The sequence below is a fragment of the Halovulum dunhuangense genome (assembly GCF_013093415.1).
Classification (GTDB): domain Bacteria; phylum Pseudomonadota; class Alphaproteobacteria; order Rhodobacterales; family Rhodobacteraceae; genus Halovulum; species Halovulum dunhuangense.
The window spans coordinates 1,310,925-1,334,071 of sequence record NZ_JABFBC010000001.1 but is presented as its reverse complement, the minus strand read 5'-3'; the positions used below and the strand labels follow the sequence as shown (position 1 = coordinate 1,334,071).

Below are 23,147 nucleotides of genomic sequence, written 5' to 3'. Positions count from 1 at the left end.
GGGTCGGGGCATCTTCCTTCACGGGCCTGGGGCGATGTTATCGAAGACGGCCGGATGCGGGAACATCGCGCGGACCTGGAGCTGTCATGGCCATGCCCCGGTTGCGGGAGGGAAGACGATCGCCCCGGCGGCCGCCGATCCGGACCCCGGGTTTCGTGGCGCTGGCGCGGGACCGGCAGGGGCCGGACCAGCCCGCCCAGGGGCGGCGGGGCGCGCCGTGCGGTCCGGGATGCGCCCGTTCAGCCGGGCCGGGCACTCAGGCCCCTGCCCGCGCGGTAGTCGAGGGTCGCGGCAGCGTCGGGGGCGAGGCGCAGTTCGATCTCCGGTCCGGTGGCGGCGCTGGCGGGGCGCAGGATCAGGGTGCCTGCGGGAACCTCGACCGTGTCGCCGAGCGCCGCGCTGCCCACGGCTTCGATCCGCCCGTCCGGATGGCGGCGCAGGATGTCGAAGCGCGGCGTCAGCGCGCCGGTCATGGCCGCATCCAGCGCCGCGGCGTTGCCGGCGTCGAAATAGGCCCCGCCCCCGGCCGTGGCCCAGGAGCGGAAACTTTCGGCAAGGCCCGCATCGTCGATCGCGAAGCCCACGATGTTGACGCGGACATCCAGCCCCGAGGCGCGCAGCGTCTCGATCGCGGCGGCAGGGTCGCCCTCGCAGGTTTCCTCGCCGTCGGTGACGAGCACGATGACCCGGGGCGGGGTCGATCCCGCAAGATCCGTGGCGGCGGCACGCAGGCTGTCGGCTATGGCGGTGCGGGCGAGATTGACGGCCGGAACGCCCCGGATCGCCGCCTCGGCCGTGGCGGGGTCGAGGGGCGCGAGCGGCAGCTGCAACTCGGTGCGGCAGCTGTCCTCTTGCAGGCCGAAGGCGCGGAAGGCGAAGGGGGTGCCGGGCGGCAGCGTCTCGCGCACGAGGCGCGCAAGCGCGTCATGGGCCACCTCGATCCGCCGCCGCCCGTCGAGCCGCTGGAGCATGGATCCCGAAGCGTCGAGGATCACCTCGATCGCGCCGGTGGGCGTGGCCGCGGGCGCCTCTGCCTCGGCCAGGGTCAGGGTGGCGATGCCCTCGGGCTCGGCGTAGGGGGCCAGGGTCGCGGCCAGGGCATAGGGCTTGGGCGCGCGGAAGAGCGCCGCCGCCATGTCGAGCCCGTCGGCCAGGCCCAAGGGCCCCACGACGCGCTGGAAGCGGCCGCCGTTCATGGCGGCCCAGTCCATCAGGATCGCGGCATTCTGGCGGCTGTCGCTGTCGATCGACAGCGACACGACCCTGGGCCGCGCGGCCAGAAGCTGCGGCCAGAGTTGCGGGTCGGCGCTGGTCTCGGCATCGGTGATGATGACCACGCCGCGCGCGCCCCGGCGGCCGCGCAGCGCCTCGGCGGCCAGCCGCATCGCGCCTTCGGCATCGCTCGACCCGGTCGAGGGCAACTCGCGCAGCCACGGCGCCAACGCCTCGGGTGTGTCGGCGAAATCGGGCAGGATCACCGGGCTGCCGAAGGGCAGAAGCTGGAGCGCATCGCGCCCCGGTTGCAGCGAGGCGCCCCAGGTGCGCACCGCGGCCAGCGTGCGCGGGATATAGGGCGCGACGCTGCCCGAGGTGTCCCAGGCGATCACGACCGAGCGGGGCGGCTCGAACATCCGCAGGAAATGATCCCCGGGCGCAAGCACCGCGCGGCCGGTGGTGCCCTGCGCGTCCTGCTCGAAGGCAAGCGGGATGGCGGCGCCGGTCGCGTCGGCCAGTTCGGCCTCCACCTCCAGGGGCGCGCCGGCGAATGCGAGCGAGAGTTCCTGCGGCGGGCCGTCTGGAACCACGATGCGCCACCAGTCCTCGTTACGCTCCAGCACCACCGAGGAGCGGACGGGCGTGCCGGGCGCAAGGGTCACGGCGCGGTCGCGGTCGGGTCCGCCGGACGGTTCGGGAACCGCAGGGGTGACGCCATGGCCCTGCGCCTCGAACGCGGCCGCGGGCGCGTCATCCTCCCACAGGCCCAGCACGGAAGTGCCGGGCGCCTCATGCGCGAGGATGGCGTCGGGGCCGACCTGGTCCCCGGCGATGTCGACGGTCACGCGGACATAGCGCGCCCAGACGGGGGCGGCGGGGACAAGCTCGGCCCGGTCGGCGCCCGGCGGCGGGGCGGGAAGCGTGCCGATCGTCCGCCACGGGCCGGCGGGGCTTTCGGTGGAGATCGCGACCTCTGCGCCGGCGGGCCTGGCGGCATCCGCGGGGTTGCCGACCCAGGCCAGCCGCTCGATCAGGGCCGCGCGGTTCTGGTGAAAGCCCAGCACGATCGCCTGCGGGGAATTGCGCTCGGCCCAGCCGGAATTGCGCCTGTCGGGGTCGGCGGTCAGCAGTTCCTCGTTCCAGTTGCCGGAATGATTGGGAAGCGCGGCCACGACATGCCCGCCCAGCGCGGGATCGGCGGCGTTGATGGGGGCAAGCCCCTCGGGATGGGTGCCGGGGGGCGCTATGGCCTGGATCTCCTGCACCGCGACACGGTCGCAGCCGCCCCGGCAGGAGGGGAAGCCGACCCTCAGGAAGGCTGCTTCCTGCGGGCGGTCGAAGATCACGAATTGGGGCCCGTGCCGCGCGTCGAGCGCGCCCGCCGCCACGCGCCGCCAGCCGGTCCCGTCGCGCGACAGGTCGACCGCGTAGCTGTCCGGCCAGGCGCCCCGCGGCGTGGTGCTGCGCAGCTGGATCATCGCCCCCGCCAGGGTTCCGGGCGCGGCCAGCCGGAAGGTCAGGGCGCCGGATGCAAGAGGCGCCCCGACATGGGGGGCAAGCCCGTCATGGAAGGCGGCGGCGCGCGTCGCATCGGCATCGCTGACGGGGGCGTCGCCCTGTGCGATCAGGCGCGCGCCCAGGCCGTGGTGAAGCAGGTTCAGGCCACCCCGCAGCGCGTCCGGCGCGCTCCACCAGACGAAGGGGGACTGCTGGGGGGTGTTGGCGTCGATCCGGGTTTCCAGCAGGTCCGCGGCGAAGCGGTCGCCCGCGCGGGCGATCAGCGCCAGCGGGGGCGCGAGCACCGGGCTTTGCCAGGGTGGCAGGCGCAGCGCCAGGGTGACGGGCAGGGTCGCGCCGGGGGCGAGGGTCGCGCGGGCGGGGTCGACAACCACCTGCCAGCCCTCGGCCTGCGCCGTCGCCTCGAAGGTCAGATCCAGCGGCTCGGGGCCGCGGTTGGTGATCTGCGCCGTCACGCGAGCGCCCTGCCCCGCCGCGGAATAGGCGGCGAAGGGGGGCAGGTCGGCGAAGGCAAACGCAAGGGGCAGGTCGCCGCGCGGCTGCTCTTCGGGGATGGCCAGCGCCATCAGCGCCTGGATCCCCGGCGGGGGCGGCGCATCGGTTGCCACGGCGGCCTGCGCCCGGGGCTGGGGCGGTTCCGGCGGCACGAAGGGCGCGGCCGGCCCGCGGTCGCGGGGCCGGGCCAGCGTCGAGAGATCGTGCAGGACGCAGGTCAGGCTGTGGGGCAGCGCGGGCGCGGCCTGGCCGCTCAGGCGCAACAGGGGCTTTTCCCCGGCGCGGAAGGGGCGCAGGCCGTCCAGGTCGGCGTCGCGCGGCACCTGGGTGTCACGCAGTTCCACCAGCCGGTCGGAGGGTGCGATCGGCACGCCATCGGGCCCGGTGCAGCCCAGCGCGCCAACCGCCCCCCGCGGCAGGTCGAGGGGGATGTCGAGGGGCGGGCGCGTGTCGGTCAGGGTGAAGACCCCCGCCGTTCCGGGACCCAGGGTCCGGGGCGCGTCGACCGGCGCGGGCAGCGTCGCGGGGGCAAGGCGCATGGCGCAGGCATAGTCGGCTTCGGTATCGCCGCCGCGGATCTCGAGCCGGAGGGCGCCGCCCAGGTCCGGGGTGTAATCGACGGGCGCTAGATCCGCCTGCGGGTTCGGCAGGCGGGTGCCGGCCCAGTCCCACAGGGTCCATCCGCCGCCCTGGCCCGGCCCGTCGCAGGCGAAAAGCGCCCGGCCCGCCCCCTGCGGAAGCGCGACGAAGACCTGGTCGATGCCGTCGAAGCCGCCGACGCTGCCGGCGATATCGCCGCTGCGCGGCATCGGCCGGGCGTCGAGCGGGCGGTCGTCGGGTTCGGCGGTGGCCGATGCCGCGCGCCGGGACAGGGCGACGCCGTAGTTGCCGCGGGTCCGCGTCTCGGCGGGGGCAAGCTCCAGCCACCAGTCGCCCGCGGGCAGGGTCGCGTCGTAGACGTATTCGGCCCCGGCGGGGGCGAACAGGCGCGTGCGGCCCCAGGGCTGGCCATCGAGGTACAGGCGGGCGGCCATCGCGCCGTCATCGGGCGGGGTGATCGCCAGCGCCACCGCCGTCTCGGCGCCAAGCTGGAAGAGGTAGCTGTCGGCGTCCCGCGCGTGGTGGAAGCTGCCCGAGACCGGCGCGTCGAAGGCAAGGCGCAGCCCGTCGCCGGCGCGGTCGTTGGGTTCCGACTCCCATCCCTGCGGGTGCGGGCCAAGGTCCATGACCCTGAGCGCGTAGTCGCCCGCGCCCCTGATCTCGGCCATGTAGTCGCCCGGCGGCAGGGCCAGGGCGTCGGCCATGGCGCGGCGGCCCTCGGCCGTGACATCGGCCAGCGGGCCGAAGGGGCCCGAGACGAGCAGCCGATCCGCCCCCACGGCCATCACCCGCCAGAGCCGTCCATCGGCGCTGTCGGGGACGGAAAAGACGAAGTGGTCGGTATCGTTGGCGCCCGCGGTCCCCCGGACCTGAAGCGCGGGCCCGAGCGGGGTGGCGGCGCGCGGCGTGTCGTTCGGCTCCTGCTCGGTGCCTGGCGGGGTGGCGGGCGACGGGGCAAGGCGCAGGGTATAGGGCGCGTCCTGCGTGTCGGCATCCTCGCGCCGCAGGGTCAGGCGATAGGTGCCGGGCCCAAGTTCGAGCGGACCCGCAAAGAGCGCGCCACGCCGGGACCGGCGCGACCAGATCTGGACCTGCGCCCGGTCCACCTCGCGTTCCAGCGTGGCGGAAAAGCCGGGCCAGACCGCACCGGTCCGGACATCGAGCGACAGGCTGGCGGGGGCGTCGATCCCGAAGGTCAGGGCATCGCTGTCGCCACCGGGCAGCAGCACGCCCGCGAAGTCGCTGCCGATCCCGACGGGTTGCGGCGTGGTGTCGTTCGGCTCGACCTCGTCCAGGCCTTCGGGGGCGGGCGCGATGTCCAGAAGAACCAGCGGCGCCGGCTCGTCCCGGCCGATGCGCGGGGCGAGCGAGAGATCCGCCGCGCGTTCGGTCGCGAAGGGATAGAGCCCGCCCGGCGGGATCGAGACACCGTCGGCGCGCGCGTCGAGCCCCGCCCGCGCCTCGGGTTGCGCCGCGATCCGAAGCGGCGGGCCGGGCGGCAGCGTCAGGCGGATCGCGTCGGTTGCCTCGAACAGGTAGCGGCCCGGGCCGATCCCGGCGCCGCGTTCGGGGACCGGCGCGGGCGGGGGAAGTTCCTCGGCCAGGGTCAGGACCAGCGCGGCGGGTTGCAGGCTGCTTGCGGTCAGCAGGTAGGGGCGCCCGGCCGCCAGCAGCACGGGGCCGATCGCCGGCGGGCCGTAGGCGCTGGCGTAGCGCGCGACCACCGCGGGGCGCGCGCCGTCCGCCGGCAATCCGTCGGGCGTGGGATAGGCCAGCAGCGACAGCGCGCCGGGGCCGTCGAGGGTGATGCGGTAAAGCCCGGTCGTCTCGGGGGCGAGGCGGAAGATGCGGGTCGCCTCGGGCGGGTCGGGGCCAAGGTCGGTGGTGCCGGGCACGAGGCGCTGCGCGTCGGCGACGGTTGCGCCGGCGTCCTGCACCGCCTGGAGATGGATGCGCGACTGGGCCGGCGCGGGCTGCGCCGCAAGCGTGGCCAGCAGGGCCGCGAGGGCCGCGCGCGCGATCATTCGCAGATGGCCGACATCGGGTTCCAGCCGGTGGCCGAGGCGGTGGTCCCGGCGGCAAGCCCGGTCAGCCCCGCGCCGACATCGTCGGCGAACTGGAGCGCGACGATCCCCTTCGCCACCTTGTCGAGAACCGCGAAGCCGATCATGCCGAAGGCGAAGTTGGTGCCGACGCAGCAGGCATAGGCGGCCCCCTCTCCGCCGCACTGGGACGCGCCGTAGCCGATGAAGACGCCGGTGATGATGGCATCCACAAGGCTGACGTAATCGGCCGCCTCGGCCCCGCGGCCCAGCGCATCGACGCCGATGGTCGCGCCGCTGACGGGATCGACGCGCCACCAGGCGACGCCCCCGCCGGTCGCCAGCGCCAGAACCGCGCCGCGCGCCAGGTCGGCCGCGGCCGCGGCGCGGGCGCCGGGGGGCAGGTCTTCAAGTTCGGCCGCGCGGCGCGCAAGGCGCAGTTCGGGGGCCGCGACCAGCGGCTCCCAGCTGCCGATGCGGGCCAGCGCCTCGGGCCCTGTCCCGGGTGCGACCGAGGTGCCGAGCACGGTCTCGGCCAGCGTCTCGGCCACGCCGGCGCGCAGGGCCGCGGCGGGGTCGGGCGCGCCGTCGGGACCAAGCGCGCGGCGGGCGGTCGCGAGGATGTCGATGCCCGCGGTCTGGATCACGCGGTCGCCCTCGATCCGGCCGGTCTGGTGGATCATCGCAAGGCCGGGGCCCGCGCGATAGACCGTGGTCCCCTGCCCCGCGCCCAGGGCCGCGGCCCGGTCGAGCATCTCGGCCGTGACCAGAAGCTGCGCGGGGTTCGCCGTCGGCTGGCCGGGCACCACCCCGTCCGCGACAGGGGCCGCGTCGCGCAGGGCCAGCGCCCGGTCGATCTGAGCCGCCACCACCTCGGCGGGGCCGGTGCCGCCCGCCAGGCCAAGGAGCGTCCAGCGGCCCAGCACCGCGATCTCTGGCGGGGCGGCGTCGGGCATCGCCAGCACCGCGCCTTCGGCCCGCCCGTCCGCACCGCGGCGGTCGGCAAGATGGCGGACATGCTCGATGCGCGGCGCGCCGAAGGGGGGCGTGTGGGTCACGCTCATCACGAGGCCCATCACCTCGGTCACGGGGGTGTCCGGCGGAAGGTCGTCATCCGCCCCACCGCCCAGGCTGTCGAGAAGCCCCACCGCCCGGGAGGTACGGGCGCCGACGGTGGCGATCAGGTCGCTCATCGCGCCGCCCGCCAGCACATCGGCGGCCGGGGCCGTCACGCCCTCGCGGGTGAAGGCCATGGCCCGGTCGCCCAGCGCGCCGTTCAGAAGCGGGAAGAAGAAGGTGCTTTCAGGGGCGGCCCGGAAGATGTCCGGCTCTCCCTTCAGGACGCCGTCGGGCAGGATGGAGAAGACCAGCGGCATCCGACCCTGCGCCGCGGGGGCGAAGGAAACGGGCGACATGAGGTCGGTCTCGGTGATGCGCCCGCCATCGCGCACGACCAGGCGGAAGCGGATCTCGACCCGGTGCAGCAGGTCGTCGGGCAGCGGGGAGGCCACGAATTCCGCCGGTTCCAGCGGCGTCCCGGGCGTGAAGGCCGTGTGCAGGTCCTGCCAGTCGTCGCCCGCGAAAAGCCGGTGCTGGACCCAGAAATAGTCCCGCGCCTCGTCTTCCATCAACGCGCCCAGAGCGGCGGGGCCGGGCATCGCGTCGCCCAGCGCGGCGATCAGGCGATCGGCCTGCGCGCGCACCTCGGCCGGGGCATCCGGCAGGGCCGCGGGCCCGTCGAGATAGGCGCCCACCGCGGCGGTCAGCGCCGGGTCTTCGATGGCCGCGCCCATCCCGTCCAGGGCCGCCGCGGCGGTGGCCGGATCGGCCAGCGCGGGCGGGCGCTGCGGCGCGGCGCCTGCCGCCAGCAGACGCGCCGCATCTTCGTCGCCCAGCCGCGCCCGGGCCAGGCGGGTCTCGTACCCGGCATCGGTCAGCAGCCGGATCGTCAGCAAGGCCTGGTCTAGGCTGTTGCCGCTGCCCGCCGCCAGGCTGCCCTCGGCCCCGCGCAGCGCGCCGGGATAGATCTGCGTCGCGACCAGCGCATCGACGCGGGCGGCGATCTCTTCGGGGGTGGCAAGGGCCATCTCGAGCGCGAGCGCATCCAGGTCGAACTGCGTGCGGTCAAGCGCGCCGGCCAGCACCTCTGCCCCGGAAAGCCAGGCATCCAGCCTGTCGGGCGTCTGCGCCCGCGCAGGCGGGGCCACGGCCAGCGCCAGGCCGATCAGGAGGGCGGGGAGCGCTGCGACAAGTCCGTTGGGCATGGCGTGGCCTTTGATCTGCGGAGGAAGGCTACCACAGGCCCGACAGCGGCCATAGTGACAAGCGCAACAGCCAATGGGGCGCGGCCTCGCGGTTGCCCGGCCACATGGTCCGCCGGGGAAGGCCGTTGGAGGGCGCGTCACGATTATCGACAAAATAGTTGTATTTCGATTTTTTATCGACAATGCTGTTTTCAACGGCCCGCCAGAAGTGGCCGAGAGGGAGGAAAGACCTTGAGACTGTTTTACGCAGACGATTACCGCCTGTGCGTTCTGTCGAACGACATGGCCGTGGATATCACCGGGCTCATCGAAGAGCGTGACCGGCTTGCCCCCGAGGATCTGATGGCCGCGCTGATCGCGCGCTTCGACCATTACCGCCCGGCGGTGGAAAACGCGGCCAGAACCGGGACGGGCGTGCCGCTCGCATCCGTTCGCGTGCGTGCGCCGATCCCCCGTCCGCGCAACATCGTGTGCATGGCGGTGAACTACATGGAGGACGGCACCCTGCCCGAGCCCAAGCCGATCAACGCCTTTCACAAGGTGCCGAGCGCGGTCATCGGCCCGGGCGACACGATGGTGCTGCCGGACGCGCCGGCCACGAATTTCGAGTGCGAGGCGGAAATCGCGCTGATCATCGGCAAGCGTGCGAAGAACGTCTCGATCGAGGACGCGATGGATCACGTCTTCGGCTACACGAATTTCATGGACGGCTCGGCCCGCGGCCTGCCGCCGGCGCAGAACGTGTTCTTCCAGGCCAAGTCGCGCGACACCTTTGCGCCGATGGGCCCCTTCATCGTGACCGCGGACGAGATCGCGGACCCGCAGAAGCTCGGTATCCGGCTCTGGGTGAACGGGCGGCTCACGCAGAACTTCAACACCGACGACATGGCGCACGACATCGCGCGGTGCATCTCGTGGACCAGCTCGATCATGACGCTGGAACCCGGTGACGTCCTGGCGACCGGCACGAACCATCGCGGCCTGAGCAGCATCCAGGACGGCGACACGATCGAGCTGGAATGCGAGGGGCTGGACCGGCTGACCATCAGGGTCCGCGACGACCTGCACCGCACCTGGCCGCGCGAAACCCGGCTGGAGCGGACCGAAAAGGGCCTGCCACCCCTGCCCGCGCAGACCGGCGGGAAATACGCGGACGCGACAAGCGCCGCGTCCTGAACCAGCTTCGCCGCGGCCGGGCCGCGGCTGACCGGAAAGGCACGCGCCACCGCGCAGACCGCGGCCGCGTGCCCGGACGCCGCCACGCCGACCCGCGTGGCGCCGTATCGCCCGACGGGCGCAACAATGCCGGCCACGGCAAAGCGGACCGGCACGAACCAGGGAGGAAAGACCAACATGAATTCCATGAGCAACTTCACGCGCCGCGGCGCGATGGCGCTGGCGCTGGCGGTGGTGCCGATGCTCGCGTCGCCGCTGGCCGCGCAGGAGATGACGCGGGTGACCTATGTGTCGCCCAGCCCGTCGGCCATCAACTCGTTCCCGATCTTCGTGGGCATCGGCGAGGGCTATTTCGCCGAGGAGGGGATCGAGGTGGACCCGCAGGCGGTGAACGGCTCGTCCGCGATCCTGCAGGCGCTGGCCTCGGGCCAGGCGCAGATCGGCCGCCCGGGCCCGGCCCCGGTGATCCAGGCCAACGCCCGTGGCGTGGCGGTCAAGTTCCTCTACAACTCGCTGCCGCGCAGTTCGTTCGGCATCCTGGTGCCCGAGGCGGCGGAATTCGACAGCCCCGACGACCTGAAGGGCACCAGCATCGGCGTCGGCACCGCGGACGGGGCCGAGGTGGGCTTTGCCCGCGCGATCCTCAACTCCTTCGGCATGAGCGAACCGGCCGACTACGAGTTCATCCCGGTGGGCGATGGCGGCACCGCGACCGCCGGCTTCATCCGCGAAGAGATATCGGCCTATGTCGGGTCGCTTGCGGACAAGGCGATCCTGACCTATCGCGGCTGGCCGATGCGCGACATCACGCCCGAGGAATTCCAGACCCTGTTCGGCAACGGCTATGCCGCCACCGCCGAATACATCGAGGCCAACCCCGAGATCATCGAGGGCTTCGGCCGCGCGATGGTGCGGGCGACGCTGTTCACCCGCGACCCGGCCAACCGCGAGCGGGTGCTCGACCACCTGGCGGCCGGCAACCCGCAGGAAGGCGAGGACCGCGAATTCGCCAACGCGCTGCTGGAAGCGGTTCTGGAAAAGGGCGTGCCGCACGACATGTCGAAGGGCTGGGGCTACCAGGACCCCGAGCACTGGCAGGCCTGGCATGACAACATGGTGGCCTCGGGCGAGCTGGAAGCGCCGCTGCCCGATCTTTCGGTGGTCTATACCAACGAATTCGTCGAGAAGTGGAACACCCTGCCTTGAACCAGCCCCTCGCCTCAACCGTCCCGGCCGCGCAGGAGGCGCGGCCGGTCTACACGCTGCGCAATGTCTCCAAGCATTATGCGCGGCGTGGGGTGCACGCGCTCGACACTGTCAGCATGACCCTGCGGGAAGGCAGCTTCTCCTCGGTGATCGGGTCGAGCGGGTGCGGAAAATCGACGTTGCTGAAGATCATGGCGGGGCTGGTGCCGCCATCTGCCGGCAGCGTCATGCTGGAGGGCCGGCCCGTCACCGGCCCCCGCGAGGACATCGGGATGATGTTCCAGCAGGCCACGCTGTTCCCGTGGCGCACGGTGATCGAGAACATCGTCCTGCCGATCGAGATCCGCGACGGCAAGAAGGCCGCCGCGGCCGCGCATGACAAGGCGCGCGCGCTGCTGGACATGGCCGGGCTCAAGGGCTTCGAGAGCGTCTATCCGAACGAGCTGTCGGGCGGCATGGCGCAGCGCGCAGCGATCTGCCGGATGCTGGTCAGCGAGCCGTCGGTGCTGCTGCTCGACGAGCCGTTCAGCGCGCTGGACGAGTTGACCCGCGACTTCATGAACATGGAGTTGCAGCGCATCTGCATGGAGCGCAACGCCACGGCCTTTCTGGTCACCCACTCGATCCCGGAAGCCGTGATCCTGTCGGACGTCGTCTATTGCATGTCGCCGCGCCCCGGCCGCATCGCCGAGATCGTCGAGATCGACCTGCCACGTCCGCGCACGCTCGACATGATCACGACGCCGAAATTCGGCGCGCTGGTCGACCGGATCCGAAAGCAACTCGACGAAGGAGCCTTCCTGTGACCGCGTCCGCCACAAACCCGCCCCTCGGGCACGAGCGCGAGGATCATCCCGATACCGTCTGGGTGGAGCATGTCTCCTGGTTCGACCGCCTGCCGCGGGCGGTATCCATGGCCACCATCTTCATCGTGTTCGTGGGCATCTGGTACGCGACCCATATCAGCGGTCTCGTCTCGCCCATCATCCTGCCCTCGCCGATGGATACGGCCGAGGAAATCCTGTTCGTGGGCAACAACCTGCTGACCGGCGGCTACATGCTGGGGCCGCTCTGGATGACGCTGAAGGAGGTGTTCTACGCCTTCATCCTGGCGACCGCGCTGGGCTTCTCGCTGGGGGTTCTGGTCGGCGAGACCACCTTCGGCGAGCGGGCGGTGATGCCCTACCTGGTGGCGATCGACACCATGCCCAAGGTGGCCTTCGCGCCGCTCTTCATCGCGTGGCTGGGCTTCGGCATCGAATCCAAGGTGGCGCTGGCGACCTTCATCGCGACCTTTCCGATCATCGTGGGCACCGCCGCGGGGCTGCACGCCGCCGACGAGAATGCGCGGATGCTGTTCAAGACGATGGGGGCGACGCGCTGGCAGACGCTGGTGAAGATGAAGCTGCCCACGGGCATGCCGCATTTCTTCACCGGGCTGAAGATCGGGTCGGTGGGCGTCATGGCCGGCGCCATCACCGGCGAGTTCCTGGGCGGCGGCAAGGGCTTCGGCGAGTTGATCCGCGTGGCGTCGACCAACCTGGACACCGCCCGCGTCTTCGCGCTGATCATCTATCTCAGCCTGATCGGGCTTGCGATCTTCATGACCGTGGTCTGGGCGCAGCGACGCTTCGTGTTCTGGCAGAAATCCAGCGTTATGGGCGATCACTGACACCCCCGGCGCCGCCCGAAACGGGGCGGCGCCTCCCTGCTGGCATCGGTTCGAATGGTGCGCTAAGGGAAACAGACGGCGCCGGGTTTGCGGCGCGGACCCGAAACAGGCGCCTCGATGAACAATCAGAGCCAATCCCTCGGCATCGCATTGAGCGAGCGGATCCGGCAGGACATCCTGTTCGGCCGGCTTGCGCCCGGCGAAAAGCTGCGGCTGAAGATGCTGTCCGAGCGCTACGACTGCGGCGCGTCGCCGATCCGCGAGGCGCTGAACCAGCTTACCACCGATGGCTGGGTCGTGCGCATCGACAAGCGGGGCTTCTTCGTGTCGGACACCTCGCGCACGGAATTCGACGACATCCTGCGCAACCGCTGCTTCATGGAGGGCGAGGCGCTGCGCCTGTCGATCGAGAGGGGCGACGCGGCCTGGGAGGAACGGGTCCTGCTGTCGCATCACCGGCTGCGCCAGCTCAAGCGGCCGGGCGACCCGACCCCCGTCGCCGCCATCGCGGGCTGGGAAGAGGCGCACAAGGATTTCCACATGAGCCTGATCTCTGGCTGCGGCTCTCCCTTCCTGATCGCGACCTGCGACAAGCTCTATTACCTCAACATCCGCTATCGCCACATGGCCCGCAGCAAGTCCCAGCGCAGCCGGACGGTGGCCAGCGAGCACGAGCAGATCACCGACCTGGCCCTGTCGCGCAAGACAGAGGAGGCCGTGGGCGCCCTTCAGGAACATTACATGGTGACCGGGCGCTTCCTGTTCGACGAGTGAACCGGAGCGGGCACACAACGCATCGGCGGGAAATCCGGCGCCCGGATGGTCTGGCCCGGCAGGCAGGAGATCGCGTTCGATGCGGGTACGGGCGCAAGCCGCGCCCGCTGCGTCCGGACCCGCGAGGGCCGGCTTGCCCGGCGTCCTGGCCGACCTGAGGCAGGCAGCGCCGGCGACGGTGGGGGCAGGTCTGCCCGGGGGTGGGCAGACGCGGCTTGCGCTTCCGAATGATGAATTCGTCGCAAGATTGCCATGCACCAAGGCAGAGTGGCTGCTAGTCTTGGGGCGTGAATCCTCGACCGGCGAAAGTCTGGCAACGCCGGACACGCCACCTGCAGGGGGACCACCGTCAATGAAGCAGCGCAGCACCGGCGTGGGACATATCGTGCGGCTGGGCGGCGGGATCGCCGATGTCCGGTTCGACGGCGCGTTGCCGTCGATCAGCACGCGCCTGGTCACGCTGACCGACCCCGAGATCGTGATCGAGGTCGCGAGCTTGCCGGGCGAGGGTCTGGCGCGCGGGCTGGTGATGAACCCCTCGGCCGATCTGCGCATCGGCCTGGCCGTGCGCGACACCGGCGGGCCGATCGAGGTGCCGGTGGGTGAAGAGCTTCTGGGGCGGATGTTCAACGTCTTCGGCGACACGATCGACGCAGGCCCGCCCCTGGGCGACCTGCCCCGCCGACCGATCCTGCGCGCGCCGGTTCCGCTGGTCGCGCGGCGGGTGGAGGGGACGATCTTCGAGACAGGGATCAAGGCCATCGACCTGCTGAGCCCGCTCGAACGGGGCGGGAAGGCCGGGCTGTTCGGGGGGGCCGGTGTCGGCAAGACGGTGCTGATCACCGAGATGATCCACAACATGGTCGCCGAATACGACGGCGTCAGCCTGTTCTGCGGCATTGGCGAACGCTCGCGCGAGGCAGAGGAGCTGTATCGCGAGATGGGCGAGGCGGGCGTCCTGGAGAACACGGTGATGATGTTCGGGCAGATGAACGAAAGCCCCGGCGTGCGGTTCCGCGTGGGTCACGCGGCACTGACCATGGCAGAGTATTTCCGCGACGACCTGCGCCGCAACGTGCTGGTGCTGATCGACAACATCTTCCGCTTCGTGCAGGCGGGGTCCGAGGTGTCGGGCCTTCTGGGGCGCATTCCCAGCCGCGTGGGCTATCAGCCGACGCTGGGCACGGAGCTGGCCGACCTGGAGGAGCGGATCTGCTCGACCGACCGCGGAACCATGACCTCGATCCAGGCGGTCTATGTGCCGGCGGACGATTTCACCGATCCGGCCGCAACGCATACCTTCGCGCACCTGTCGGCGTCGATCGTGCTGTCGCGCAAGAAGGCGTCCGAGGGGCTTTACCCGGCCATCGACCCGCTGAAATCCTTTTCGCGGATGCTGACACCGGGCACGGTCAGCCCGCGCCACTACCGGATCGCGCGCGGCGTGCGCAGCACCCTGGCGGAATACGAGGACCTGAAGGACATCATCGCGATGCTGGGCCTGGAGGAGCTTTCCGAGCGCGACCGCGCCATCGTGCGCCAGGCCCGCCAGCTTGAGCGGTTCCTGACCCAGCCCTTCTTCTCGACCGAGGCGATGACCGGGAACAGGGGCCGCTTCGTGACGCTCGACGCGACGCTGGACAGCTGCGAGCGGATCCTGTCGGGTGAGTTCAGCGACCGCGACGAGGGGGATTTCTACATGATCGGGTCGATCGATGACCTCGACGGACCGCCGGGGGCCCCGGATGCGGCTTGAGGTCATCACCCCCATGGCGGTCTGCCTGGACCGCCCCGTGCGCCGCATCGTGGCCGAGGGCCCGGACGGTCGCTTCGGCATGTGGCCGGGCCACATCGATTTCGTCAGCGCGCTGGTGCCGGGCATCCTTGTCTACGAGACCGAGGCCGGCGCGGAACGTTTCGTCGCCGTCAACTCGGGCACGCTGGTCAAATGCGGCGAGGAGGTGCGGGTGGCGGTGCGCGGTGCGGTCGAGGGGGACGACCTGGCCGTGTTGCGCGCACGCGTGGAGGCCGAGTTCCGCCAGCATGACGAGCAGGAGCGCGATGCCCGCGCGGCGCTGGCGCGGCTGGAGGCGAGCATGGTCCGCCGGTTTCGCGATCTGGGGGCGGCATCGCCATGAACACCGGCCGCGACAGCGAGACGGACACCATCGCGCGCAAGGCGCAGCGGATGGAACAGGCCCGCAAGCGCCGCCGGGAAAGCGCCTGGTACGGGCTGGGCATGTTCGGGCTGGTGGGCTGGTCCGTCGCGGTGCCCATCGTCGCGGGCGTCGCGCTGGGGGTATGGATCGACCGGCGCTGGCCCGGCGAGGTGTCATGGACGCTGACCCTGCTGCTTGCGGGCGCGGTGCTGGGCGCATTCAACGCCTGGACCTGGGTCCGGCGGGAGGGGCGCGATGACTGACCGGCAGGCGCAAGGCCCGGGGGGTGCAGGATGACGCTGTCGTTCCTTGCCCTGCCCCTCAGCGCGCTGGGCGGCGCCGCGCTCGGTGCGGTCTATCTCGGGTTGCTCTGGGTGGCGGTGCGATCGCTGCCGCAGGACCGCGGCGGCGCCCGTGTCTTCGTCGCCCTCGGGCTTGCGCGGATCGCGCTGATGCTCGGCGCGCTGGCGGCGGCGGCGGCCCTGGGGATGGCGGCCGGGGGGCTGGCGGCAGCGGTGGCGGGCTTCATCGCGGTGCGCTTTGCGGCGACAAGGTGGATCGGGCGCACCACGCCGGGGGACACGACATGGAAATAAGCCCCGACGCCTGGGTTCTTCACGAATGGCGGGGCGTTCAGCTCAACGCCACGATCGTCTTCACCTGGGGGGTGATGGCGCTTCTCGCGCTCGGGTCCTGGGCGATCACGTCGCGGCTCAGCACGGAGGAAACCGTCTCGCGCTGGCAGGTCGCGCTGGAGGTCATCGTCACCACCATCCGCGACCAGATCGCCGAGGTCGGCGCGGACGACCCCGGTCGCTACCTGCCCTTCATCGGCACCCTGTTCCTGTTCATCGCCACGGCCAACATCCTGGCGGTGATACCCGGCTACCAGCCGCCCACGGGGTCGCTTTCGACCACGGCGGCGCTGGCAATCTGCGTCCTGATCGCGGTGCCGCTGTTCTCGATCGGCAAGCGCGGCCTGCGTGGCTATCTGCGCAGCTACATCCAGCCGACCCCGCTGATGCTACCCTTCGCCCTGGTGGGCGAGATATCGCGCACCATCGCGCTGGCGGTGCGCCTGTACGGCAACGTGATGAGCGGGACGGTGATCGTGGGCATCCTGATCAGCGTCGCGCCGTTCTTCTTTCCGGTCGTCATGCAGGTGCTGGGCCTGCTGACCGGGCTGATCCAGGCCTACATCTTCGCCATTCTCGCCATGGTCTACATCGGCTCGGCCAGCCGCAGCCGCCAGGCGAGCGACGATCCATCCATCCAAGACACGGGAGACTGAGCATGGATGCCGCAACCCTGATTGCAGTGGTGTCGATCCTTACCGCCGGGCTGACCATCGCCATCGGTTCGATCGGCCCGGCGCTGGCCGAGGGGCGCGCCGCCGCCCAGGCGCTGCAGGCCATCGCGCAGCAGCCCGATGCCGCGAACACGATCACCCGCACGCTGTTCGTCAGCCTGGCCATGATCGAGTCCACGGCAATCTACTGCTTCGTGGTGGCGATGATCCTGATCTTCGCGAACCCCTTCGCAAATCGTGCGATCGAGGCCGCATCGCAGGGCGTCGGGGGCTGATGCCATGCAGATCGACTGGCTGACCGTCGTCGCGCAGATCGTCAACTTCCTCGTGCTGGTCTGGCTGCTGCAACGACTGCTCTACCGGCCGATCACCGACGCCATGGCCCGGCGCGAGCACCGCATCGAGACGCGGCTTTCCGAGGCAAGGGCCGCCCGCGCGGAGGTCGAGGCCGAGACCGAGAAGCTGCGCGCGCAACGGCAGGACCTGGAAGCCCGCCGCGAGGAGGCGCTGCGCGAGGCCCGCCAGAGTGCGAGCGACCTGCGCCGGGAGCTGGAGGAAGATCTGCGCAAGGAGATGGAGGCCCGGCGCAGGACCTGGGAGGCGCATCTGAAGGATGCGCGGGACGATTTCGCCGCCAGGCTGCGGCAGCGCGCCGGACACCAGGTGGTCGATATCGTCGCCCGCGTCCTGCGGGACTACGCGGGCAGCGACCTGGCCGGCCAGGTGGCGGACACCTTCGTGGACCGGCTGGCCAACCTGGACGCCGAGGCGCGCGGCAGGCTGAAGGCCGCGGCCGCGCGGGCGGACGGCCCCGTCCGGGTGGAGAGCAGCGTTCCGCTCAGACCGGCCGCGCGCAGCCAGATCACGCGCGCGATCCACGCGCATATCGCCCCGGACATGGGGGTGGACTACGGCGAAGACGACGGCCTGCTGCTCGGCCTGCGCCTGAGCGTTGGCGAGCAGACCGTGGAATGGTCCGCCGCGCGCTTTCTGGGCCGGCTCGAGACGACGCTCGACGAGGTCATCGAAGGCGGCGGCATTCACCGCACGGTGCGCCGGCCGGAAAGCGCGGAAAGCGGTTGATGGCGCGGCAAGACGGTTTCGACGACCTGGAGGACGGCATCTTCGCGCCGCTCGAGGATGCGCTGGCGCAGGTCGCGCCGGCGCTCGAGATGGCGGAGATCGCACATATCCTGTCGGTCGGCAACGGCGTGGCCGAGGTCGAGGGCTTCACCGACCTGCGCGCCGACGAGTTGCTGACCTTCGCGGGCGGTGTCATGGGCATCGCGTCCAACCTCGGAACCGATCGTGCCGGCGTGATCGTGCTGGGGGCGACCGACGATCTGCGCCCCGGCGACCCGGTTCGTCGGACCGGTCGGGTGGTGGACGTGCCCGTCGGTCAGGGCCTGGTCGGCCGGGTGGTGGACGGCCTTGGCCGGCCGCTGGACGACGGCGGCGCCATCGACGCGGCGGAACGCCTGCCCATCGAGCGGCCGGCCCCGCCCATCATGCACCGGGGCCCCGCCCAGGTCCCCTTGCAGACGGGGATCAAGGCGGTCGATGCCGCCATTCCCATCGGGCGCGGCCAGCGAGAGCTGATCCTGGGCGACCGGCAGACCGGCAAGACCGCCATCGCGGTCGACGCGATCCTGAACCAGCGCGATACGGGCGTCCTGTCGATCTATTGCGCCATCGGCCAGCGTGCTTCGGCCGTGGCGCGCGTGATCCAGAGCCTGCGGAAGGGCGGCGCGATGGAACGCACCATCGTCGTCGTGGCCAGCGGCGAGGATGCTCCGGGGCTGCAATTCGTGGCGCCCTATGCCGCCACCTCGATGGCCGAGCATTTCATGGCCCGGGGGCGCGACGTGCTGATCGTCTACGACGACCTGACGCGCCACGCCCGCGCCTACCGCGAACTGTCCCTTCTCCTGCGCCGACCGCCAGGCCGCGAGGCCTATCCGGGCGACATCTTCTACATCCATTCCCGCCTGCTGGAACGTGCGACGCAACTGCGCGAGGAACAGGGTGGCGGCTCGCTCACCGCCCTGCCGGTGGTCGAGACGCAGGCGCAGAACATCTCGGCCTATATTCCGACAAACCTGATCTCGATCACCGACGGGCAGATCTATCTGTCGCCCTCGCTCTTCGAGAAGGGGCACCTGCCCGCCATCGATATCGGCACATCGGTCAGCCGTGTGGGGGGCAAGGTACAGCTTCCCGCCTTTCGCGCCGTCGCAGGCAGCCTGCGGCTGATGTACGCCCAGTTCGAGGAACTCGAGACCTTCGCCCGCTTCGGCACCCAGCTCGACGCGGAAACACGGCGCAAGCTTGCGCGCGGCCTTCGCGTGCGCGAGGTGCTGAAGCAGCGCGAGCACGACCACATCGATGCGCCAGAGCAGATCGCGGCACTGCTGGCGGCAACCGAGGGCCTTTACGACGAGATCGCGCCGGACGACGTGGCCGCGGCGGAAAGGACCGTCCGCGCGGCCATGCGCCGGACGGCAAGCGACATCTGCGACCGGATCGCCGCGGGCGAGAAACTGAAGGACACGGACCGCGCCACGCTGATCCGCGTCATGCGCGATGCGCTCTCGGGCATGCAGGCGGAGAATGGCGATGCAGACGCTTGAAAGCCTGTCGGACGCGCTGGAGACCACGGCGGACATCCAGTCCATCGTGCGCACCATGAAGGCGCTGTCCTCGGTCAGTATCCGGCAATACGAGCAGGCCGAGGCAGCCATGGCCAATTATGCCCGCACGGTGGAACTGGGGCTGATGGCGGTGCTGAGGCAGCGGCGGGTCGCGGGCCTTCCGCCGCCGGGCAGCGACCGGGCCGCCGGGACGACCGCGCTGATCGTGGTCGGATCGGATCGCGGGCTGTGCGGGGGCTACAACGACAGGATCGCGCGGTTCGCCCGCTCTCGCATGGTGGACGGGCCTGTGGAACTGGGCGTCGTCGGCGCGCGCGTCGCGGCGCGCCTGGAGGCGGCCGGCACGCCGCTGGCCTTTGCCCTGAACCTGCCCGGCTCGGTCGAGGGGCTGGCGCGGCTTGTGCAGCAGCTGATCGTGGAAATCGACCGGTGGACGCGGGCACAGGGCATCGGCCAGGTCTGGCTGGTGCACAACCGGAGGGAAGGCCGCGCCGCGGCCCAGCCACGGGCGCACCACCTGCTGCCCCTGCCCGACAGCTATCTGCGAAAGCTGACGGACGCCGACTGGCCCGGCCGGTCCCTGCCGCAGTTCCGCATGGAGCCCGACCGGCTGATGTCATGGCTGGTGCAGCAGCGGCTGTTCGTGGTGATCTACCGCGCGCTGGCCGAGGCGCTGGCCAGCGAACACGCGTCGCGGCTGGCCGCGATGCAGGCCGCCGAGCGCAACATCGAGGAACGGCGCGACGACCTGCAACAGCTTTTCCGTCAGCGGCGGCAGGAGACGATCACGCGCGAACTGCTCGACCTCGTGTCGGGTTTCGAGGCGGCAAGCGCATCGGATCGAGGGGCCTGAGGTGGACCCGGACCGGACGGTCCGAGACGTGACAGGCGCATCGCCGGAAGTTCCGGGCAGGCACCGGGTCGGCAGGTGCGGACGGGCCCGGGGCGCGGGATCCTGCCCGAAAGGAAGTCGGGCGATATCAGGTGTACGCTTCCCCGTCCCAGTCGCGACGATGGCGGAACCGGATGCCGTGGAATGATGCCGCGCGCGCGAGGAACGGGCGGTGGCGATGATGGCGCCCCCGGGTGCAGGAGCCCACTTCTTCGGCCCGGGTCGTGTCCCCGTTTGCCCTGGTTCCCGGTCGTTCGATGGCATTTCCGGCGGCCCGCGCAGGGCCGAAGCTGGCGGCCGCTGGTGATCCGCGTGAACCGGTCGCGCTGCGTGACCAGGCGGATGTCAGAAGAAGATGTCATCGAGCGACGCCGCCGATGGCTCCGGCGCTGGCGGGGCCGTCCATCCCGGGGGCGCCGGAAACAGGCGGCAGTGGACATCGCGTTCCACCTGCATGGTGTATAGCTCGAAGATCCGCGAAAAGATCGCCCCGGTCGGGTCCACCACGTCGATGCCACTTTCATGGGTGGCCCCCATCGCAGCCAGTTCCCCGGCTGTGCCGCGCCAGGGCGCGGAATGGCCCGCGCCATCCGCAAGCCGCGCCTTGGCCTCCCCAAGAAGGGCGATCGCCCGCGGCCCGGTTTCGACGACGGAGGACGCGCGATCCTGGATGCGGGCCGCGAGCGCTTCGAGCCGCTGCAGGGCGGCGTCCAGGGGCTCGCGCCTGTGGGTGCCCGATCCCGCGCCGTCCTGCCGGAAGTCGCGAAGACATTCGCCCGCCCGGCTCATGCGGCTGGCCACATGCTGGACGACGGGCTTCAGCCCGCTCGTCAGGCTGCGCATCTCTTCGGCGACCTTTCCGAAGGCGCGCCCCTCGTCACCGAGAATGCGGCTCTGGATGGCAGCGTTGATGCTGAGCAGCTCGACCTCCTTTCCGATACCCTCCAGGTCGCCCAGCTGTCCCAGCATCTGCTGGACGCAGGCCACGAGATCGGCGAGCACTCCTGCAAGGGCCGCGCTTTCCCGCTCGTAATCCTCGAAGGCCTGACGGATCCGGGCGATGCCGTTCCGCAGCGTGGCGAAAGCGGTGCCCCCGGCCGCGAGGATCGCCTGCGTATCGCGCGACACATCCTCGAGCATGGTGACGGCCTCTTGCAGGAGATCGTCCAGCGACCCCGCCAGGGTCGCGACCTCTGCCTCGAAGGTGCCGACCGCGTCGTGAAGCTGATCGGCCGACAACAGCGCCCCCGCCAGGATTGCTTGCCGATCCCCGGACTGGCAGATCATGCGGATCGTCTGCTCGACATGTTCGATCCGCTGACGGGTGCTGTCGCCGACCTGCAGCGCGCTGACGGCATTGCCGATGCCCGCGCCGATCCGCGTCGAGCGGGCCGCATGCGACGATGCCTGACCCGCGCCCCAGCTTCGTTGCTTTTCCATGGCTTCGAGGGCCGTGGCCAGTTCGGTTCTGATATGCGTCAACAGGAACGTGTTGCGCTCTGCCAGCGGCGCGTTCAGGGCCACCGCGTCTTCCATGGTGTCGTGCGTTCGCGACAGAATCGAAATGAAGCTGCCCACGACCGTTCCGATCTTTTCGACCGAGATCTTCATCTCGCCCGTGAAGCCGACCAGATCGCCATCGCTTGTTCGCAAGCCGGCAGAGACGATCATCGCCACGGACGTAACCGAGCGGATCAGACGAACGAAATGCGGCAGCGCGGACGCCGCCATGCGGGCATCCCGGATCGGGCCCAGCATCTCTTGCAGAAAGGTTGTCGTGCCACGATTGGCGGTGACGACATTTTCGGCATTCCTCGAAATCTCTCCAAGCCACCCTGTCAGGTCCTGAAACTCCTCGCCCTCCAGGGCGCCGGGGATGGCCGCGCTGGCAGAGGACATCTCGGAAAAGAGCTGCGCGCAGGCGATGAGCCGCTCTCCCACTTCGAGAAAATCCTTCTCGATGGTCGCGCGCGGCTGCTCGAGGCGCGAGCCAAGTCCGGACAGCCGCTCCGGGAGGTTCGCGTCACGGGCATGTGCCAGCGCCGTCATGCGCTCGTGCCCCCGGATAACCCCTGCCAGGCAGAGACTTCGCGCGCGATGCCGGTCAAGTTCACGGTTTTCTCCGCCGCGCCAAGGGAGATCGCCGCCTTGGGCATGCCGAAGACGACGCAGGTCGCCTCGTCCTGCGCGAGCGTGCGCGCGCCGGAACGCCGCATCTCCAGCAGACCGTGGGCACCGTCGTCACCCATGCCGGTCATGATCACACCAAGCGCGTTGCCGCCCGCGGCCTGCGCGGCGGAACGGAACAGGACGTCGACCGAGGGCCGGTGGCGCGAAACCGGCGGTCCGTCCCGGATCACCGCCCGGTACTTGCCGCCGACCCGCTCGATCAGCATGTGCCTGCTTCCCGGGGCGATCAGCGCCTGTCCCGGAAGGATCGGGTCGCCGTGCGCCGCCTCGCGCACGGCGATCCGGCTGATGCCGTCCAGACGCCGGGCAAACGCGGCGGTGAAGCCTTCGGGCATGTGCTGCACGATCGCGACGCCCGGGCAGCGATCCGGCAGGGCTGCCAGCACCCTGGCCAGCGCCTCGGTCCCGCCCGTGGAGGCCCCGATGACGACGATCGGCTCGGTGGCGGGCACAGGACGTGCGCGCGACACGGGCGGCAGGATGGCATCGGCGGTCAGCTTGTCCTCGATCGCAACCGGCGGCAGCGGGGCCCTGCGGTGGCCGATGCGGGAATGCGCCGCGGCGCGCGCGATTTCGCAGATGCGTGTCCGGGCCTCGGCAAGCGCCTCGGCGGTCGCGACCCTGGGCTTGGCGATGACCTCGACCGCGCCGGCCTCGAGCGCCTGCAGGAAGGCCGCCGATCGCTCTTGCGTCAGGGTTGAGCAGATCACGACCGGAAGCGGTCGCTGCGCCATGACCTTGCGCAGGAAGGTCAGCCCGTCCATGCGGGGCATCTCGATATCCAGGAAGACGACGTCGGGAAGTTCGCGTCGCATGAGTTCCGCGGCCTTGTAGGGATCGCCGGCCACCGCCATGACCTCCAGGTCGGGCGCGCTGGCGATGATGTCGGACATCGCGCGCCGCACCGAAGCGGAATCGTCCACGATCATGACCTTGATCCTGTCGCTCATCGGAGTGTCCCTTTCCATGCTTCGGTCCTGGATG

The 23,147-nt window shown here is 70.8% G+C and carries 18 protein-coding genes; 14 read left to right on the top strand and 4 right to left on the bottom strand.

What is annotated here, in order from left to right; genetic code table 11:
• Positions 1 to 239: 239 nt before the first annotated feature.
• Positions 240 to 5,852 (bottom strand): VWA domain-containing protein, encoded by a 5,613-nt coding sequence (locus HMH01_RS06560; RefSeq protein WP_171323568.1) that lies wholly within the window; start codon positions 5,850 to 5,852, stop codon positions 240 to 242.
• Positions 5,849 to 8,134, bottom strand: a complete 2,286-nt coding sequence (locus HMH01_RS06555; protein ID WP_171323566.1) for a hypothetical protein — start codon at positions 8,132 to 8,134, stop codon at positions 5,849 to 5,851. The genes HMH01_RS06560 and HMH01_RS06555 overlap by 4 nt, the downstream gene beginning before the upstream one ends.
• Before the next feature lie 231 nt (positions 8,135 to 8,365).
• On the opposite strand from HMH01_RS06555, the gene HMH01_RS06550 reads away from it, so the two are divergent.
• The 14 genes from HMH01_RS06550 (at position 8,366) to HMH01_RS06485 (ending at position 19,934) form a co-directional block, all read left to right on the top strand.
• The gene (locus HMH01_RS06550; protein WP_171323564.1) at positions 8,366 to 9,310 is read left to right on the top strand and encodes a fumarylacetoacetate hydrolase family protein; all 945 of its coding nucleotides are present in this window, start codon (positions 8,366 to 8,368) and stop codon (positions 9,308 to 9,310) included.
• A 186-nt stretch (positions 9,311 to 9,496) separates the two neighbouring features.
• The gene (locus HMH01_RS06545; RefSeq protein ID WP_171323562.1) at positions 9,497 to 10,516 is read left to right on the top strand and encodes an ABC transporter substrate-binding protein; all 1,020 of its coding nucleotides are present in this window, start codon (positions 9,497 to 9,499) and stop codon (positions 10,514 to 10,516) included.
• Positions 10,513 to 11,322, top strand: coding sequence for an ABC transporter ATP-binding protein (locus tag HMH01_RS06540; protein WP_246237288.1), 810 nt, complete (start codon positions 10,513 to 10,515; stop codon positions 11,320 to 11,322). Before HMH01_RS06545 ends, HMH01_RS06540 begins: the two co-directional genes overlap by 4 nt.
• Positions 11,319 to 12,188 (top strand): ABC transporter permease, encoded by an 870-nt coding sequence (locus HMH01_RS06535; RefSeq protein WP_343035162.1) that lies wholly within the window; start codon positions 11,319 to 11,321, stop codon positions 12,186 to 12,188. The genes HMH01_RS06540 and HMH01_RS06535 overlap by 4 nt, the downstream gene beginning before the upstream one ends.
• A 117-nt stretch (positions 12,189 to 12,305) precedes the next feature.
• Complete coding sequence (locus HMH01_RS06530) at positions 12,306 to 12,962, top strand: GntR family transcriptional regulator (RefSeq protein ID WP_171323560.1); 657 nt, start codon at positions 12,306 to 12,308, stop codon at positions 12,960 to 12,962.
• 352 nt (positions 12,963 to 13,314) lie between these two features.
• Positions 13,315 to 14,718: a F0F1 ATP synthase subunit beta gene (atpD, locus tag HMH01_RS06525; protein ID WP_171323558.1), complete on the top strand. Its 1,404-nt coding sequence runs from the start codon at positions 13,315 to 13,317 to the stop codon at positions 14,716 to 14,718.
• Positions 14,708 to 15,100, top strand: a complete 393-nt coding sequence (locus HMH01_RS06520) for a F0F1 ATP synthase subunit epsilon (RefSeq protein ID WP_171323556.1) — start codon at positions 14,708 to 14,710, stop codon at positions 15,098 to 15,100. The genes atpD and HMH01_RS06520 overlap by 11 nt, the downstream gene beginning before the upstream one ends.
• On the top strand, positions 15,097 to 15,384 hold the full coding sequence (locus HMH01_RS06515) for an AtpZ/AtpI family protein (protein WP_171323554.1): 288 nt from the start codon (positions 15,097 to 15,099) through the stop codon (positions 15,382 to 15,384). The genes HMH01_RS06520 and HMH01_RS06515 overlap by 4 nt, the downstream gene beginning before the upstream one ends.
• A 30-nt stretch (positions 15,385 to 15,414) precedes the next feature.
• Complete coding sequence (locus HMH01_RS06510; protein ID WP_171323552.1) at positions 15,415 to 15,717, top strand: N-ATPase subunit AtpR; 303 nt, start codon at positions 15,415 to 15,417, stop codon at positions 15,715 to 15,717.
• Complete coding sequence (locus HMH01_RS06505; protein ID WP_171323550.1) at positions 15,708 to 16,412, top strand: F0F1 ATP synthase subunit A; 705 nt, start codon at positions 15,708 to 15,710, stop codon at positions 16,410 to 16,412. Before HMH01_RS06510 ends, HMH01_RS06505 begins: the two co-directional genes overlap by 10 nt.
• A 2-nt stretch (positions 16,413 to 16,414) precedes the next feature.
• Positions 16,415 to 16,705, top strand: coding sequence for a F0F1 ATP synthase subunit C (locus HMH01_RS06500; protein WP_171323548.1), 291 nt, complete (start codon positions 16,415 to 16,417; stop codon positions 16,703 to 16,705).
• A 4-nt stretch (positions 16,706 to 16,709) separates the two neighbouring features.
• Positions 16,710 to 17,513, top strand: a complete 804-nt coding sequence (locus HMH01_RS06495; protein WP_171323546.1) for a F0F1 ATP synthase subunit B family protein — start codon at positions 16,710 to 16,712, stop codon at positions 17,511 to 17,513.
• Positions 17,513 to 19,060: an alternate F1F0 ATPase, F1 subunit alpha gene (locus HMH01_RS06490; RefSeq protein ID WP_171323544.1), complete on the top strand. Its 1,548-nt coding sequence runs from the start codon at positions 17,513 to 17,515 to the stop codon at positions 19,058 to 19,060. Before HMH01_RS06495 ends, HMH01_RS06490 begins: the two co-directional genes overlap by 1 nt.
• Positions 19,047 to 19,934, top strand: a complete 888-nt coding sequence (locus HMH01_RS06485; protein ID WP_171323542.1) for a F0F1 ATP synthase subunit gamma — start codon at positions 19,047 to 19,049, stop codon at positions 19,932 to 19,934. The genes HMH01_RS06490 and HMH01_RS06485 overlap by 14 nt, the downstream gene beginning before the upstream one ends.
• A 384-nt stretch (positions 19,935 to 20,318) precedes the next feature.
• Here the strand turns inward: HMH01_RS06485 and HMH01_RS06480 are convergent, their stop codons facing one another.
• Positions 20,319 to 22,022 (bottom strand): methyl-accepting chemotaxis protein, encoded by a 1,704-nt coding sequence (locus HMH01_RS06480; protein WP_171323540.1) that lies wholly within the window; start codon positions 22,020 to 22,022, stop codon positions 20,319 to 20,321.
• Entirely contained in the window at positions 22,019 to 23,113 is a 1,095-nt protein-coding gene (locus tag HMH01_RS06475) for a protein-glutamate methylesterase/protein-glutamine glutaminase (RefSeq protein WP_171323538.1), read from the bottom strand. The genes HMH01_RS06480 and HMH01_RS06475 overlap by 4 nt, the downstream gene beginning before the upstream one ends.
• Positions 23,114 to 23,147 lie beyond the last annotated feature (34 nt).